Here is a 13,387-nt window from a genome sequence, read left to right on the forward strand (position 1 = left end):
TTACTTCCTTTGTGACAGGCTGAGGTCGACGAAAGCTGCGGCGCTGAGCGGTTTGGGGATCAGGCCATTTTTCACATACAGGTCGGCGGTATTCTGCTGCACTTTTAGCACCTCCGGACTGTTGTCATCTATGCTATTCACCTCCCGCTTTACCTTCAGCAGGGCCACCGCCTGCGGAATACGCAGCAGCTTACTGATAGATGCCGCATACGCCTCGGGATGCTGCTCACCCCACGCGCGGGCGCGCGTCAGCCGCTGGCTGAAATCGACCAGCTCGGCCCGTTTGCTGACGATGGCGCTGTTACTGGCTATCAGGTAGTTGATTGCGGGGTAGTCACGGCCGTCGGCAATGATCTGCGCGCCCGACTGGGACGTGGCGAATGAGACGTAGGGTTCCCAGGTCGACACCGCATCCACCCCGCCCTGATCCAGCACCAGCGTCGCTTCCGCAGGCGTGGTAAAGACAAACGAGACGCTGGCCGGATCGACACCCGCGCGCTTCAGTGCCTGTAGGGCCAGGTTATGGCCGGATGACCCTTTGACCGTCGCAATGCGCTTTCCGCGCAGCTCCTCCACCCGATGGATGGCACTGCCCTTTTTGACAATCAGCGCATTGCCGGCATAGCGCGTAGCCAGGATCCCTTTCGCATCCAGCCCGGCTGCCACGGCAAAGGTCAGCGGCGCGTCACCGACTGAACCGGCGTCAATGGATCCGGCACGCATCGCCTCCAGCAGCGGTGCTGCATTCGCAAATTCATGCCACTCCAGGATATAGGGGGTATGTTTTAGCTCTCCGGCGGCCTCAAGGATGGCGCGGGCGTTGCCGCGCTGATCGCCGACGGCCAGCGTACCGGCCGCCAGCGTCGACGTGGAGAGCAGTGCCGTAATCAGGCCGAGGGTACTCCGTGTGAATGCTTTCATCTGCTGTCTCAATATGAGTAAAAAAACTGAGACTACCACCGGCTTTTTTATTCTCTAAATGCATTTTGTGTGCATTCAATATGCAAAATTAACATATCTGTTTGCCCGCGCGCTGCTTATGCTGAGCCTCTTTGCCGGTGGAAAATGGAAAATGAAGCTCGACGATCTGCATGCATTTATCACCCTTGTTCAGCTACAGTCGACCCAGCAGACGGCTGAAAAACTGGGGCTGACCCAGCCCGCGGTGACCCGCCGCGTACAAAATTTTGAAGAATCACTTGGCGTTCAGCTGCTCGACAGGCAGACCAAACCTCTGAAACCTACGTCACTGGGCTGGCAGGTTTATCAGCAGTGCCAGCGCATTGCCGGCCAGGTGCATGAACTGAATCAGCTGGTGGCGACGGACGCACCGCCCCGTGGCGTACTGCGCTTCGGCCTGCCGCATAGCCTCCCGGATACCGCGCTACTGCCTGCGCTGTCCCTGATGCAGTCGCGCTATCCCCACCTCCAGCTGCGGCTTAACAGCGGCTGGGGCGTTCAGCTGCTGGGCTCCCTCGATCAGGCCGCGCTGGATGCGGCACTGCTGCTGGCCCCCGCTGATAAAATTTTCAACGACGCTCTCAACGCGACGGCACTGGCGGCCGTACCGCTGGCGGTGGTCACCGCCGACGACGGCGAGCCGCTGCCTGCCACGCTGGCGGCCTGCTATAAAAAGGGCTGGATCCTCAACCCTGACGGCTGCGGCTTTCGCGCGACCCTTGCACGGGCGCTGGCGGATCGCGGCGTCCCCCTGACGCTGAATGTCGAAGTTCAGGGCGTGGCGTTACAACTGGCGCTGATCGCCGCGGGGCGCGGGCTGGGTATTATGCCGGAGATATTGGTGAAGCACGCTTCACCGCAGCATCGGGTGCGCAGCGTGCCGCTGGCCGACTTCGCTCCCCTGAGTCAACTCTGGCTCGTGCACCCCGGGCTTCCGGCGAATCAGCAGGCGGCGGTGACGGTATTTGCCGCTGTGCTGGCGAAGGGATATGACCCTGCCGCGGGGGACATTAGTTAGTTTTTATATTAGCTACGTACAATTATGAATTTCACACATATTAGAATTCAGCTTAGGGTTTTCTCTCTGTCGGTAATTTGCCGGCCTTCCTCCAGGAGAAAACATCATGGGCATTCAGTTCCTTGGTATGATCGGCCACCGGCTGGCGTCAGAAATCATTGCCCCCAGCGGCCCGCTTTTTAATAAGCACTATATTGCAGACTTCGCCCAGGCGCATGAGCAGGCAGACTTTGACCGCGTACTGGTCGGATACTGGTCAGATCAGCCCGATGGCTTTTTGGTCACCGCACATGCGGCCGCGAATACATCGCGCATCAAATTTTTACTGGCGCATCGGCCCGGCTTCGTCTCTCCGACGCTGGCCGCCCGCAAGCTGGCCACGCTGGACCAGCTAACCGATGGGCGGCTGGCCGTGCATATCATCAGCGGAGGCAGCGACGAGGAGCAGCGTCGCGACGGCGATTTTCTCACCAAAGCACAGCGCTACGCGCGCACCGATGACTTCCTCAGCGTACTGCGACAGAGCCTGGAAGCGGAGCATCCCTGGGATCATCAGGGAGAGTATTTCCAGACTGAGCAGGCGTTTTCCGCCATCAAGCCGGTGCAGGCGCACCTTCCGATCTATTTCGGCGGCTCCTCGCCCGAGGCAATTGCGGTTGCCGCGCGTCATGCCGATGTGTTCGCTCTCTGGGGCGAGCCGCTGGCGGGCGCGGCGGAAACGGTGCGCACCGTACGCGCCGCCGCCGCTAAGCAGGGTCGGGAAATCGGCTTCAATATCTCTTTCCGTCCCATTATTGCTCCAACGGAGAAGGAGGCCTGGGAGAAGGCGGAACATATTCTGGAGACGGCGCGCAACAAGCTGACCGCATCCGGGCATGATTTCGGCCTGCCGAAACCGCAAAGCGTAGGCGCGCAGCGGCTACTGGCAGCGGCAAATGAAGGGGCGCGGCTGGACAAGGTTCTGTGGACCGGCATTGCCAAACTGGTGAGCGGTGGCTACAACTCCACCGCACTGGTCGGCACGCCGGACCAGGTGTCTGATGCCCTGCTGGACTATTACAACCTGGGCATTGAAAGCGTGCTGATCCGCGGCTTCGACCCCCTCAACGATGCGCGGGAGTATGGTAAAGAGCTTATCCCCCTTACGCGAGAAAAAGTCGCGGCACGTCGCGTAGCAAGGAGTGCCTGATGCGGTTTTCACTGCTTCTCTTCGGGCTGGCGGCTGCCCTTTCACTGAGTGCCGGCGCAGCGGAGAAAGTAACCCTTAAGCTGGGGGACGTTAAGGGCGACCGGTTTATCTCGCTGCGTGAATCGGGCCAGCTTAAGGATCTGCCCTACGACCTGAAACTGACCTCGTTTGACTCCGGCGCGCCGGTGCAGGAAGCGTTAAACGCCGGTGCGCTGGACATCGGCTTCACCGGCGATCTGCCGTTCCTGTTCGTGTTTGCGGCAGGCGCGCCGGTGAAGGCGGTGGGTGCCTGGCAAAACAACCCTGACAGCATTGCGCTGCTCACGCGACCGGATAGCGGTATTAACAGCCTGAAGGATCTCAAGGGTAAACAGATTGCCGTAAACCGTGGAGGCTGGGGCCATTATCTGGTGCTGGGCCTGCTGGAGCGCGCGGGCCTGCAACCCTCCGACGTGACGCTACGCTTTCTTGGGCCGGTCGATGGACGGGCAGCGCTCGCCAGCCATGCTGTGGATGCCTGGGCCACCTGGGAACCCTACGTCTCCTCTGCGGAGGAAGTGGATAAAGATGTGAGGGTGCAGGAAGGCGGCGGTAAAGGGATACTTTCCGGCTACTCCTACGCGCTGGCGCGGGAGGAAGCGCTAAAAGATCCGGTTAAGCGTAAAGCCATTGCTGATTTGATGACCCGCCTTGCCAGAGCGCAGGTTTGGGCCGCGCAGCATCCGCAGGCGTTTGCCAATGCCCTCTCAACATCACTGGGCTTTCCCCCCGCGATCGTCGCCCGCTGGATTGCCAGCGCGCAGATCCGTCCGCTGAACTTTACTCCGCAGGTGGCCGATACCCTGCAAAAATCGGCTGATTTCTTCTTCAATTACCGCGTGCTGCCAAAACGTATCGACGTCCATCAGGCGTTTGACTACGACCTTTCCGCGGGCGCCAATCAGGTTGCCTCTGAACAGGGGATCAAATAATGCCTCTTCAACATCACCGGCTGCGCGACTTTGTCGGGAGCCTGGCCTCGCTGCTGGATAGCCATCCCAGCGAGGAAACCATTCTGCACCAGGGTCGTCAGCTCCTCGGTGAACTTATCCGCCATGATGACTGGCTTGGGCCGGAATTCGCCCAGCCGGATCCTCAACGTTATCAGCAATATCTGCTGCACGCCGATGCGCAACAGCGTTTTTCGGTCGTGAGCTTCGTCTGGGGGCCTGATCAGCGCACACCGATACACGATCACCACGTCTGGGGGCTGATTGGCATGCTGCGCGGCAGTGAAATTTCTCAGGGGTATCGACGTGAGGCTCATGGCCTGACGCCCGATGGCAAACCGGTTCGCCTCGAACCTGGCCGCGTGGAGGCGGTCTCGCCCGCAGCGGGGGATATCCACCGCGTCAGCAATGGGCAGGATGGCGTTTCAATCAGTATTCACGTTTACGGCGGCAATATTGGTGCCGTAAAGCGGGCCGTCTATCAGACCGATGGCAGTGAAAAAACCTTTATTTCCGGCTACAACAACGCTTTTTTACCCAATATATGGGACCTCTCACATGACTGATATATCGCAACATTTTCGTCGCGCAGGCGATATTCGTTCCGCCCTCCTTCAGCAGCAGGAGATGGCGCTCATCGACGTGCGCGAAGAGGCTTACTACGCCACCGGTCATCCGCTGTTTGCGGTTAATATTCCCCTTTCAAAGCTGGAGATTGAAATCCTCAACCGCGTTCCCCGGCGGGCAACGCCGGTGACGCTCTACGACGGCGGCGAAGGGCTGGCGGCCGTAGCGGCCGCACGCTTATCCACGCTTGGCTACTCTGACGTAGCGCTGCTGGAGAATAACCTGGCGGGCTGGCAGGCGGACGGCGGCGAGCTGTTTATTGACGTCAATTCCCCCAGCAAGGCCTTCGGCGAGCTGGTAGAAAGTTGCCGTCACACGCCCTCTCTGCCAGCGGAAGAGGTCAACGCCCTGCTGCACAGCGGCAGCCCGGTGGTGGTACTGGACAGCCGTCGCTTTGATGAGTATCAGACGATGAGCATTCCCGGAGGCATCAGCGTGCCGGGTGCTGAGCTGGTATTGCGCGTTCGGGACCTGGCTCCGTCAGCGGAAACCACCATCATCGTTAACTGTGCGGGGCGGACCCGCAGCATTATCGGCACACAGTCGCTGATCAATGCCGGGATCGATAATCCTGTTTATGCGCTGCGTAACGGCACTATCGGCTGGACGCTGGCCGGATTAAAGCTGGATCATGGACAGACGCGCCGCTTTGGCCAGGTGAGCGAGAACGCAAAAATTCAGGCTGCAAAGGACGCGCGGAAAGTCGCCGATAGCGTGGGCGTTAAACGGGTATTGAGCGCGCAGCTCGGCGAGTGGCAGCAGCAGGAAACACGTACGCGCTATCTTTTCGACGTGCGTGACTCAGAGGAGTACGCTGCGGGGCATCTGCCGGGCGCGCGTCACGTGCCGGGTGGCCAGCTGGTTCAGGAAACCGATCACTACGCCAGCGTCAGAGGGGCACAGGTGATACTGGTTGATGATGATGGCGTACGGGCCAATATGAGCGCCTCGTGGCTGGCGCAAATGGGCTGGGATGTGGCGGTAGTAGATGGACTCCGTGCCGCAGATTTCAGCGAGACCGGCGCCTGGGCTCCCGTAATCCCTGCCCTGCCCCGGCAGGAAGAGGTTGAGCCTGCCGCGCTGGCGGCGTGGCTGGATCGGGGAGACACCCAGCTGCTGGACTTCACCACCAGCGCTAACTACGTTAACGGCCATATACCCGGTGCCGCCTGGCTACAGCGGTCGCTGCTGACGCAGAAAGGCCGGGCGGCGATACCGGCTGCGCAACGCTATGTGGTGACCTGCGGCAGCAGCATGCTGGCGCGCTTTGCGGTTCAGCAGCTTTCCGAACTGACCGGCAGCCCGGTGGTGGTGCTAAAGGGCGGCAATGCGGCCTGGAAAGCGGCTGGCCTGCCCGTGGAGGCGGGAGAGACAAGGCTGCTACAGCCGCGCGACGATCGCTATCGCCGTCCCTATGAGGGCACCGACAACGCGCCCGACGCGATGCAGGCTTACCTCGACTGGGAGTTTGGTCTGATTGCCCAGCTGGACCGCGATGGCACGCACGGCTTTAACGTCCTGACGGAAAACGTCGCCGGGGCGTAAAGCGCTCATCAGACAGCGTCGCGGGATAAGGGCCCATCGGGCCCTGAACACCAGAGACAGGCGTGGTCAGTCAGCTTGGTATCGATGCCATATATTGCCTGGGCGACATGCCCATCACCCGGGAAAACATCGTGGAGAAATTATTGCCTCCCTGGTATCCGAGATCCAGCGCCACCTGGGTTACGCTAAATCCGCGGGATAACCGTTCTACTGCACAAATGACCCGGTAGCGATTGCGCCAGTTCAAATAATTCATTCCCGTTTCCCTGATAAATAGCCGGGAAAGGGTTCTTTCGCTACAGCCTGCCCTGTCGGCTAATTGTTTAAGAGAATAGTTTTGCCCCGGAGACTGACGCGTGAGATCGACTGCCATCCTTAACCGACGGTCATGTCCGTAAGAGATAAATAAATCCAGGCGCTTTATCACCAAATTGAGCTGGTGAATAATCAACGACAGGATCATTCTGGCATCGCCGTTATTCCGCTCCGGTCGGGAAAAATTCACCACCTCCGCCAGGAGCGCTTTTAACAGCGGCGTGGTGGTAAAGGTACGGCACTGGGCCTCCACACGTTCAGCATGTTCCGCCGGGATAAAGCAGTTAATAATTTCAGACGATTCACTGTAATAAATACTGTGTGGTAAGCCGCAGGTTATCCAGACTGCCCGCCCGGGGGGAACCAGCCACAATCCTTCTTCGGTTTGAACCGATAGCGTCCCCTTAATAACCAGGGTCAGTTGCACGGTGGGATGGTGATGGCGGGCCATCCGCGCCCCCCTTTCATGAATCACATATTCCCCGCGCAGCGGCAATTGCTCTGACATTGTCCTCACCTCAAACTCTTCTGTCGGTTTGGCAGAATTATCTCTTATTGCTTCTGCAATAATGACAGCCAACAGAACTGATGGCGAGCTTTGTCACTCTCCGGCAGGGCATATAGCCAACTCCATACAGGAATATTCATGCAATCATTTCACCGCCTACTGGCTCCGGCGCTAAGCTTTAACGGCGGGTATATTGATACCGTCGGTTTCCTTGCACTGCAGGGACTCTTTACGGCGCATGTAACAGGTAACTTCGTCACCCCTGGCGTCAGTATTGTTCATGGGACTTCCGGTGCCATTGGTAAGATAATCGCCCTGCCACTCTTTGCACTGGTGGTAGGCCTGAGCCATATAAGCGCCTCTTCGCTACAGCAAAAGAGCATTCACCCGCTACGCCCGCTGTTAGCCGCCCACACGTTGTTGTTAGCGCTATTCTGTGTGCTTGCCATATCGCTGGGTCCATTTAAAGATGGCGATAGCCCCCCGGCCATTCTAACGGGAATGACGGCTGTCTCGGCAATGGCGATACAAAATACGGTCTCGCGCCTGCATATGAAAAGCATGCCACCCACCACGCTGATGACAGGTAACGTTACACAGTTTGCTGTTGATATATCAGATTTGCTCAGTCAAAAGGACGTCGGGAAAAGAAGCGTTATTAAAAATAGAATGAAACCGACAGGAAAAAACCTGCTGGGCTTTGCGGCAGGCTGTATCGGTGGAGCGCTGCTGTATCGCGGTGTCGGTTTGGAGTGCCTGATTATTCCTGTATTCGTCGCAATATGGGCGTGGATTACCACAAAAAAATAGTACGGGCTGGGACAGATATTCACATTATGAGCTGATAAAATTATCCTGTCCCAACACCCATTTCATCAGGTTTCGTTTGGGAAACGGCAGGCTGAATCAAAGATCTAAATCTGACAGACCGGGATGGTCATCCGGGCGGCGCCCGGCCGGCCAGTGAAATTTGCGGTCTGAGGCGCTGATCGGCATATCATTAATGCAGGCAAAGCGTCGGGTCATCAGGCCATCTTCGCCAAATTCCCAGTTTTCATTGCCATAGGAGCGAAACCAGTTTCCTGAATCGTCATGCCACTCATAGGCATAGCGAACGGCAATACGGTTATCAGCGAAGGCCCACAGCTCTTTTATCAGGCGGTAGTCCAGCTCTTTACGCCATTTCCGTTCAAGAAAGGCTTTACACTCATCGCGGCTCCCGACGAATTCGGCGCGATTTCGCCACCGCGTATCAACGGAGTAAGCCAGCGAGACTTTCTCCGGATCGCGGCTGTTCCAGCCATCCTCGGCCAGACGCACTTTCTCAATGGCTGATTCGCGTGTAAAAGGGGGAAGCGGTGGACGTGTGGCCTGACGATCGGACATAGCAACTCCTCGGAATTAAAGATAAACAGCTCAGCTGATAAACCGCCATCAGACTGGCGCGGGAACGGGCTTATCCAGTAACGTAATGGCAATCGTTTTGGCATTTTCTGCGGCCTCAGGATCGCCCATCACTTTTGCCACGGTAATGGCCCCATCAATCAGAATAAGCAGCTGTCGGGCCAGAATTGCCGGTTGTGCGCACCCTGCCAGTTCGCATAATAATAACGCGTAATTGAGTAACTTTTGTTTGTGTGACTTACTTATCAGACGGAGCGGATCGGCGGGGTTGCCCATCTCACCTGCCGTGTTGATAAACGCACAGCCATGAAAATCAGGCGAGTTAAACCACCCGGTGAGCACATTAAACATTTCCAGAATGCGCGCGCGCGGGTGCGTAACTTTTTCGGTCTCACGGCAAAACCATTCCATCCATTGCAGGTCGCGTGCCTCCAGTACCGCAGCGGCAATTTCATCTTTATTAACGAAGTAGTGATAAATACTTTTTCTGGACACGCCGGAGGTTTTTACCAAAAGGTCTATGCTGGTCGCCTGGATACCTTGCTGATAAATCAGTTTCCCGGCGGTGCCGAGAATTTTTTTGCGCGTATCTGAATTTTTTGTGTTCATGATGTGAAAGTAGAACGATCGTTCCATCTTGTCAACGCAATAAATCTTTATTAACAGAAGGGCCAGGTTTAAAGAAGTACCGATAAAGACAGGATACGGAGGGCGGCCAGAAAAACCGGTCAGGAAAAGTATATTGAGAAACAATGCCTTTTTATGAGATACAACAACGTAAGCGGTATGACCCGGCGTGATTTCGCGCACTTACTGTTGAATTATGAGTGGGTTGAGCGTCGAGAATCTGGCGACCCCATACAACAGGGCTGATAGCTATCATAGCGGGAGCAGAAATGTGCTTTTTGGCAATGAGGGGATTTGATATCCAGAGATGATTGGTGGAGATAAGCGGGATCGAACCGCTGACCTCTTGCATGCCATGCAAGCGCTCTCCCAGCTGAGCTATACCCCCACAACAAAGAAACTGCTTTTCAGTCCAAATCTGCTGGTGAAGATTTGGTGGAGCTAAGCGGGATCGAACCGCTGACCTCCTGCGTGCAAGGCAGGCGCTCTCCCAGCTGAGCTATAGCCCCATACCGAAAAACCTTGTCGTCTTGACGGCGGGGATAATATGAAACGGCGTGTGCGGTGTCAACGGCAAATTACCGTTCTGCGGTCAATCGCTGAAAAAGCCGCCATTATGCGTTTTTTTTGGCAGCTTCTCTCTCAGACCCGGCAGCATAAACGCGCTCAGGCCTGCATGTTGGGATGCATAATATGCCGCGCAGAAGCAAATCGAGCCACAATATGACTACGCCCCTCTTTTGTCCGCCGCAATCATGTAAACAAGGCGTTAAAAACAGCTCTAATCGGCCTTGTTTTTGTTAAGACTGCGTGTAAAACTGCAACGTTTTTGACGGCCAGCCCGCACACAGCAAGGTTCAGGCGCATTTTCCTGACGCGATGCCTTTGGCCATTTTCATTATCACACCAGAAACGTAGAGCTACTATGTCCTCCTATTCACCTAAAGAAATTGCGGCGTTCGCCATTCAGTCGGGCGTTGCCAAAAGCCAGTATTCCGTCGCCACGCTGATTATCCTCGGTTTTATGGCCGGTGCATTTATTGCCGTTGGATTTCTGCTGGATATTCACGTTATCAACTCCCTTCCTGCTGACTGGGGTTCATTCAGCGGGCTGTTAGGCGCCGCCGTGTTCCCGGTGGGGATCATTCTGACTATTCTGGCCGGAGGGGAACTTCTGACCGGTAATATGATGACCCTGCCCATCGCATGGTTTGCCCGCCAGATAAGCGGCTTAAGCCTGCTGCGTAACTGGTTTTGGGTCACCCTGGCGAACTTTGTCGGCAGCCTGGCCGTTGCCTGGTTCTTTGGCCACATCCTGGGCATGACCGAAGGTGACTATCTGAAAAAGACCGTTGCCATCGCCACGGCCAAAGTGAATGCCGATTTCACTCACGCCTTTATCTCGGGTATTGGCTGTAACTGGCTGGTGTGCCTGGCAACATGGCTGGCCTTTGCCAGTAAAGACGTGGTAGGTAAAATTTTTGGTATGTGGTTCCCGGTCATGGCCTTTGTTGCCATCGGCTTCCAGCACGTCGTCGCCAATATGTTTATCGTCCCGGCCGCTATTTTCGCCGGTCAGTTAAGCTGGGCGGCCTACCTGCCTAATTTTACAGCTGTTTTTCTGGGTAATACCGTCGGCGGTGCCGTCTTTGTTGGCCTGGCCTACTTTATGGCTTACCGTTCACAGCTGAGTGCCGTTGCCCCCCGCTAAACTTAATGCCCCCTGTCTTCAGGACCGGGGGTTATTATTCTCCTGTCCTGCCTGCCAAATTTTCTGCCCTTTTTAAAGCTTCCTGTTAGTTGTTCTGGGAACATTTTGCTGTAATATGATCATGTTACATAACTCGCAAAAGGGATTGCACTATGAAAAAGGAATGGTTAACGCCAGAAGAACTGGCGCAGGAAACGGGTTTCAGTCGTCAGACCATCAACAAATGGGTTAAGAAAGAGCAATGGACAACCGCGCCTAAACCCGGCGTTCAGGGCGGTAAAGCACGGATGATATTTATTGATGAGCGGGTTAAAAACTTCCTCAAATCTACGCGTCACGCCGCTGAGCCCACCGCTACCTATCGCGTAACCCATAACTCCCTTCCTGCCCTGCTAATGACGTCACTCCAGCAGATGAATGCCGAAGAACAGGATCAGCTTTATTCACTGTTATTACGCGAAGGCATACAGGGATTATTGAATCGGCTAAGTATTCGCGGTAACGATCAATAAAAGCAGTTCGCCGGGCGGAAACGGCCCCTTCGTCCGGCTGTTCCCGGTGCTGACACGGGATCACGTGATTGTGGCCCCTGCAAACCGGCAGTGCCTGCTTTCATCACACCGCATTCAGTAACACCACTGCCAGATGAAAACAGCCTGCCGGGCTGCATGATGCAGACGTGCATAAACGCTACCAATATCAATGCCGTCAGGCACTGGCTAAAAAAAAGCCGTTCACCTGATGCCAGGTAAACGGCTTTTCGCTGCACGATTTTATCAGACTGACTGCTGAGCTTCGCGCGCCTTAATCCAGCTGAGGGCCTGATTAATTCGGGCGACGCAGCGCGTCTTTCCGATAGCATGGACCGTCACATCCAGGGCCGGAGACTGACCAGCGCCGGTTACCGCGACGCGCAAAGGCATGCCCACTTTACCCATGCCAACTTCAAGATCGTCAGCGGTAGCCTGAATAGCCTGATGGATATTTTCAGCCGTCCAGTCGGTTAACGCGCTAAGCTTGTCACGCACAGCTTCCAGTGGCTGACGTGCAACTGGCCGCAAATGTTTCTTCGCGGCGTCAGGATCAAAGGCATCAAAGTCCTCATAGAAGTAGCGGCAGGATGCTGCCATCTCTTTCAGTGTCTTACAGCGCTCACCCAGCAGCTTCACCAGCTGGGCCAGTTCAGGACCGGTGCGCGTATCAATATTCTCCTGCTCGATATGCCATTGCAGGTGCGTCGCCACATATTCCGGTGCCAGCGAATTGATGTAGTGATGATTCAGCCACTGTAACTTTTCAGTATTGAACGCGCTGGCTGATTTGCTGACCGCTTCCAGGTCGAACAGTTGCTTCATCTCCTCGATACTGAAAATTTCCTGATCGCCATGTGACCAGCCCAGACGGACAAGATAGTTCAGCAATGCTTCCGGCAGATAGCCGTCGTCGCGATACTGCATCACCCCTACCGCCCCGTGACGCTTGGAAAGCTTTTTGCCGTCGTCGCCGAGGATCATGGATACGTGCGCGTAAACCGGTACCTGAGCACCGATTGCCTTCAGGATATTAATCTGACGGGGCGTATTATTGATGTGATCCTCACCGCGGATCACGTGGGTAATTTCCATATCCCAGTCGTCGATGACTACGCAGAAATTGTAGGTCGGCGCACCATCGGTACGACGAATAATCAGGTCGTCCAGCTCCTGGTTACTGAATTCAATCGGCCCACGGATACGATCGTCGAAAATAACTGAGCCTTCCTGAGGGTTGCGAAAACGCACCACGCACGGCTCATCATCAGCATGGTGCTCATGGCTGCCACGACAGCGACCGTCATAGCGCGGCTTCTCATTATTGGCCATCTGCGTTTCACGCAGCGTCTCAAGGCGCTCCCTGGAGCAGTAGCACTTATAGGCCGTGCCTGCTTCCAGCATCTGGTCAATAACCGTGTTGTAGCGGTCAAAGCGTTTGGTCTGATAGTACGGGCCTTCATCCCAGTCCAGACCCAGCCAGTTCATTCCGTCCATAATGGCGTCGATAGCCTGTTGGGTGGAACGTTCCAGATCGGTATCTTCAATACGCAGCACGAACTCACCGCCCTGATGACGGGCAAACAGCCACGAGTATAGGGCGGTGCGCGCGCCGCCAACGTGCAGGTAGCCCGTTGGGCTGGGAGCGAAGCGGGTTTTGATTTTCATTAACAGCTGCCTTATTACGCTATCAGATTCGGCCATTGCCGGAGGAGGTCTGATAAAGACCAAAAGAGAGTGGGCAACATTCTACCATCTGCAAGCGAATCCTCAACGCCATTCCCCCGCTTACGGCCAGGGTTAGCGGTAATTCCCCCCACCAGACGGCCGTTTTTGCATAAAAGCCCAACATCTTGTTTAAATTTAAGACGAACAGTGATTTTCGTTTCAAAAACCGTTGACTCATTTCCCGCGATCCCTATAATGCGACTCCACACAGCGGGGGTGATTAGCTCAGTTGGTAG

14 protein-coding genes and 2 tRNA genes are annotated in these 13,387 nt (G+C 55.9%); 8 read left to right on the top strand and 8 right to left on the bottom strand.

The genetic code is table 11. The features are described 5' to 3' along the window. Positions 1-921 (bottom strand): aliphatic sulfonate ABC transporter substrate-binding protein, encoded by a 921-nt coding sequence (locus ACLRGG_RS15720; protein ID WP_416250650.1) that lies wholly within the window; start codon positions 919-921, stop codon positions 1-3. A gap of 151 nt (positions 922-1,072) precedes the next feature. Here ACLRGG_RS15720 and ACLRGG_RS15725 point away from each other — a divergent pair, with 151 nt between their 5' ends. From ACLRGG_RS15725 to ACLRGG_RS15745, 5 genes are all read left to right on the top strand, one after another. Beyond that, the gene (locus ACLRGG_RS15725; RefSeq protein ID WP_416250651.1) at positions 1,073-1,978 is read left to right on the top strand and encodes a LysR family transcriptional regulator; all 906 of its coding nucleotides are present in this window, start codon (positions 1,073-1,075) and stop codon (positions 1,976-1,978) included. Between the two features lie 106 nt (positions 1,979-2,084). Continuing rightward, complete coding sequence (locus ACLRGG_RS15730; protein ID WP_416250652.1) at positions 2,085-3,167, top strand: LLM class flavin-dependent oxidoreductase; 1,083 nt, start codon at positions 2,085-2,087, stop codon at positions 3,165-3,167. Further along, complete coding sequence (locus tag ACLRGG_RS15735) at positions 3,167-4,138, top strand: ABC transporter substrate-binding protein (RefSeq protein ID WP_416250653.1); 972 nt, start codon at positions 3,167-3,169, stop codon at positions 4,136-4,138. The genes ACLRGG_RS15730 and ACLRGG_RS15735 overlap by 1 nt, the downstream gene beginning before the upstream one ends. Further along, positions 4,135-4,722 carry a cysteine dioxygenase family protein gene (locus ACLRGG_RS15740; protein WP_416250665.1) on the top strand — a complete coding sequence of 196 codons (588 nt, stop codon included), beginning with the start codon at positions 4,135-4,137 and terminating at the stop codon, positions 4,720-4,722. The genes ACLRGG_RS15735 and ACLRGG_RS15740 overlap by 4 nt, the downstream gene beginning before the upstream one ends. Beyond that, positions 4,715-6,328: a rhodanese homology domain-containing protein gene (locus ACLRGG_RS15745; RefSeq protein WP_416250654.1), complete on the top strand. Its 1,614-nt coding sequence runs from the start codon at positions 4,715-4,717 to the stop codon at positions 6,326-6,328. Before ACLRGG_RS15740 ends, ACLRGG_RS15745 begins: the two co-directional genes overlap by 8 nt. 70 nt (positions 6,329-6,398) lie before the next feature. On the opposite strand, the gene ACLRGG_RS15750 is transcribed toward ACLRGG_RS15745, so the two are convergent. Beyond that, positions 6,399-7,151 carry an AraC family transcriptional regulator gene (locus tag ACLRGG_RS15750; RefSeq protein WP_416250655.1) on the bottom strand — a complete coding sequence of 251 codons (753 nt, stop codon included), beginning with the start codon at positions 7,149-7,151 and terminating at the stop codon, positions 6,399-6,401. Positions 7,152-7,289: 138 nt separating this feature from the next. Between ACLRGG_RS15750 and ACLRGG_RS15755 the strand changes: the two genes are divergently transcribed. Beyond that, positions 7,290-7,961: a YoaK family protein gene (locus ACLRGG_RS15755; protein ID WP_416250656.1), complete on the top strand. Its 672-nt coding sequence runs from the start codon at positions 7,290-7,292 to the stop codon at positions 7,959-7,961. Positions 7,962-8,057: 96 nt separating this feature from the next. Here the strand turns inward: ACLRGG_RS15755 and ACLRGG_RS15760 are convergent, their stop codons facing one another. From ACLRGG_RS15760 to ACLRGG_RS15775, 4 genes are all read right to left on the bottom strand, one after another. Then, positions 8,058-8,537: a nuclear transport factor 2 family protein gene (locus tag ACLRGG_RS15760; protein WP_416250657.1), complete on the bottom strand. Its 480-nt coding sequence runs from the start codon at positions 8,535-8,537 to the stop codon at positions 8,058-8,060. Positions 8,538-8,585: 48 nt separating this feature from the next. Next, a complete protein-coding gene (locus ACLRGG_RS15765) occupies positions 8,586-9,164 on the bottom strand; it encodes a TetR/AcrR family transcriptional regulator (RefSeq protein ID WP_416250667.1) in 579 nt (192 codons plus the stop codon). 330 nt (positions 9,165-9,494) lie between these two features. Next, positions 9,495-9,570, bottom strand: a tRNA-Ala gene (locus ACLRGG_RS15770). A gap of 45 nt (positions 9,571-9,615) precedes the next feature. Further along, positions 9,616-9,691, bottom strand: a tRNA-Ala gene (locus tag ACLRGG_RS15775). A 416-nt stretch (positions 9,692-10,107) separates the two neighbouring features. On the opposite strand from ACLRGG_RS15775, the gene ACLRGG_RS15780 reads away from it, so the two are divergent. After that, positions 10,108-10,893: a formate/nitrite transporter family protein gene (locus tag ACLRGG_RS15780; protein WP_416250658.1), complete on the top strand. Its 786-nt coding sequence runs from the start codon at positions 10,108-10,110 to the stop codon at positions 10,891-10,893. Between the two features lie 152 nt (positions 10,894-11,045). Continuing rightward, positions 11,046-11,405, top strand: coding sequence for a YfeC-like transcriptional regulator (locus ACLRGG_RS15785; protein WP_067705859.1), 360 nt, complete (start codon positions 11,046-11,048; stop codon positions 11,403-11,405). Positions 11,406-11,669: 264 nt separating this feature from the next. Here the strand turns inward: ACLRGG_RS15785 and gltX are convergent, their stop codons facing one another. Further along, entirely contained in the window at positions 11,670-13,091 is a 1,422-nt protein-coding gene (gene gltX, locus ACLRGG_RS15790) for a glutamate--tRNA ligase (protein WP_416250659.1), read from the bottom strand. A 14-nt stretch (positions 13,092-13,105) separates the two neighbouring features. Next, a partial coding sequence (locus tag ACLRGG_RS15795; protein WP_416250660.1) for a hypothetical protein occupies positions 13,106-13,387 on the bottom strand: 282 nt, incomplete at its 5' end.

The organism is Erwinia sp. PPS120, from assembly GCF_047918655.1.
Taxonomy (GTDB): domain Bacteria; phylum Pseudomonadota; class Gammaproteobacteria; order Enterobacterales; family Enterobacteriaceae; genus Erwinia; species Erwinia tasmaniensis_A.

What these genes read in the sequence shown, in the direction of transcription:
- ACLRGG_RS15725 (WP_416250651.1), top strand. Translation starts at nt 1,073, where the DNA reads ATGAAGCTCGACGATCTGCATGCATTTATCACCCTTGTTCAGCTACAG.
- ACLRGG_RS15760 (WP_416250657.1), bottom strand. Translation starts at nt 8,537, where the DNA reads ATGTCCGATCGTCAGGCCACACGTCCACCGCTTCCCCCTTTTACACGC.
- ACLRGG_RS15750 (WP_416250655.1), bottom strand. Translation starts at nt 7,151, where the DNA reads ATGTCAGAGCAATTGCCGCTGCGCGGGGAATATGTGATTCATGAAAGG.
- ACLRGG_RS15735 (WP_416250653.1), top strand. Translation starts at nt 3,167, where the DNA reads ATGCGGTTTTCACTGCTTCTCTTCGGGCTGGCGGCTGCCCTTTCACTG.
- ACLRGG_RS15765 (WP_416250667.1), bottom strand. Translation starts at nt 9,164, where the DNA reads ATGAACACAAAAAATTCAGATACGCGCAAAAAAATTCTCGGCACCGCC.
- ACLRGG_RS15720 (WP_416250650.1), bottom strand. Translation starts at nt 921, where the DNA reads ATGAAAGCATTCACACGGAGTACCCTCGGCCTGATTACGGCACTGCTC.
- gltX (WP_416250659.1), bottom strand. Translation starts at nt 13,091, where the DNA reads ATGAAAATCAAAACCCGCTTCGCTCCCAGCCCAACGGGCTACCTGCAC.
- ACLRGG_RS15780 (WP_416250658.1), top strand. Translation starts at nt 10,108, where the DNA reads ATGTCCTCCTATTCACCTAAAGAAATTGCGGCGTTCGCCATTCAGTCG.
- ACLRGG_RS15745 (WP_416250654.1), top strand. Translation starts at nt 4,715, where the DNA reads ATGACTGATATATCGCAACATTTTCGTCGCGCAGGCGATATTCGTTCC.
- ACLRGG_RS15755 (WP_416250656.1), top strand. Translation starts at nt 7,290, where the DNA reads ATGCAATCATTTCACCGCCTACTGGCTCCGGCGCTAAGCTTTAACGGC.
- ACLRGG_RS15730 (WP_416250652.1), top strand. Translation starts at nt 2,085, where the DNA reads ATGGGCATTCAGTTCCTTGGTATGATCGGCCACCGGCTGGCGTCAGAA.
- ACLRGG_RS15785 (WP_067705859.1), top strand. Translation starts at nt 11,046, where the DNA reads ATGAAAAAGGAATGGTTAACGCCAGAAGAACTGGCGCAGGAAACGGGT.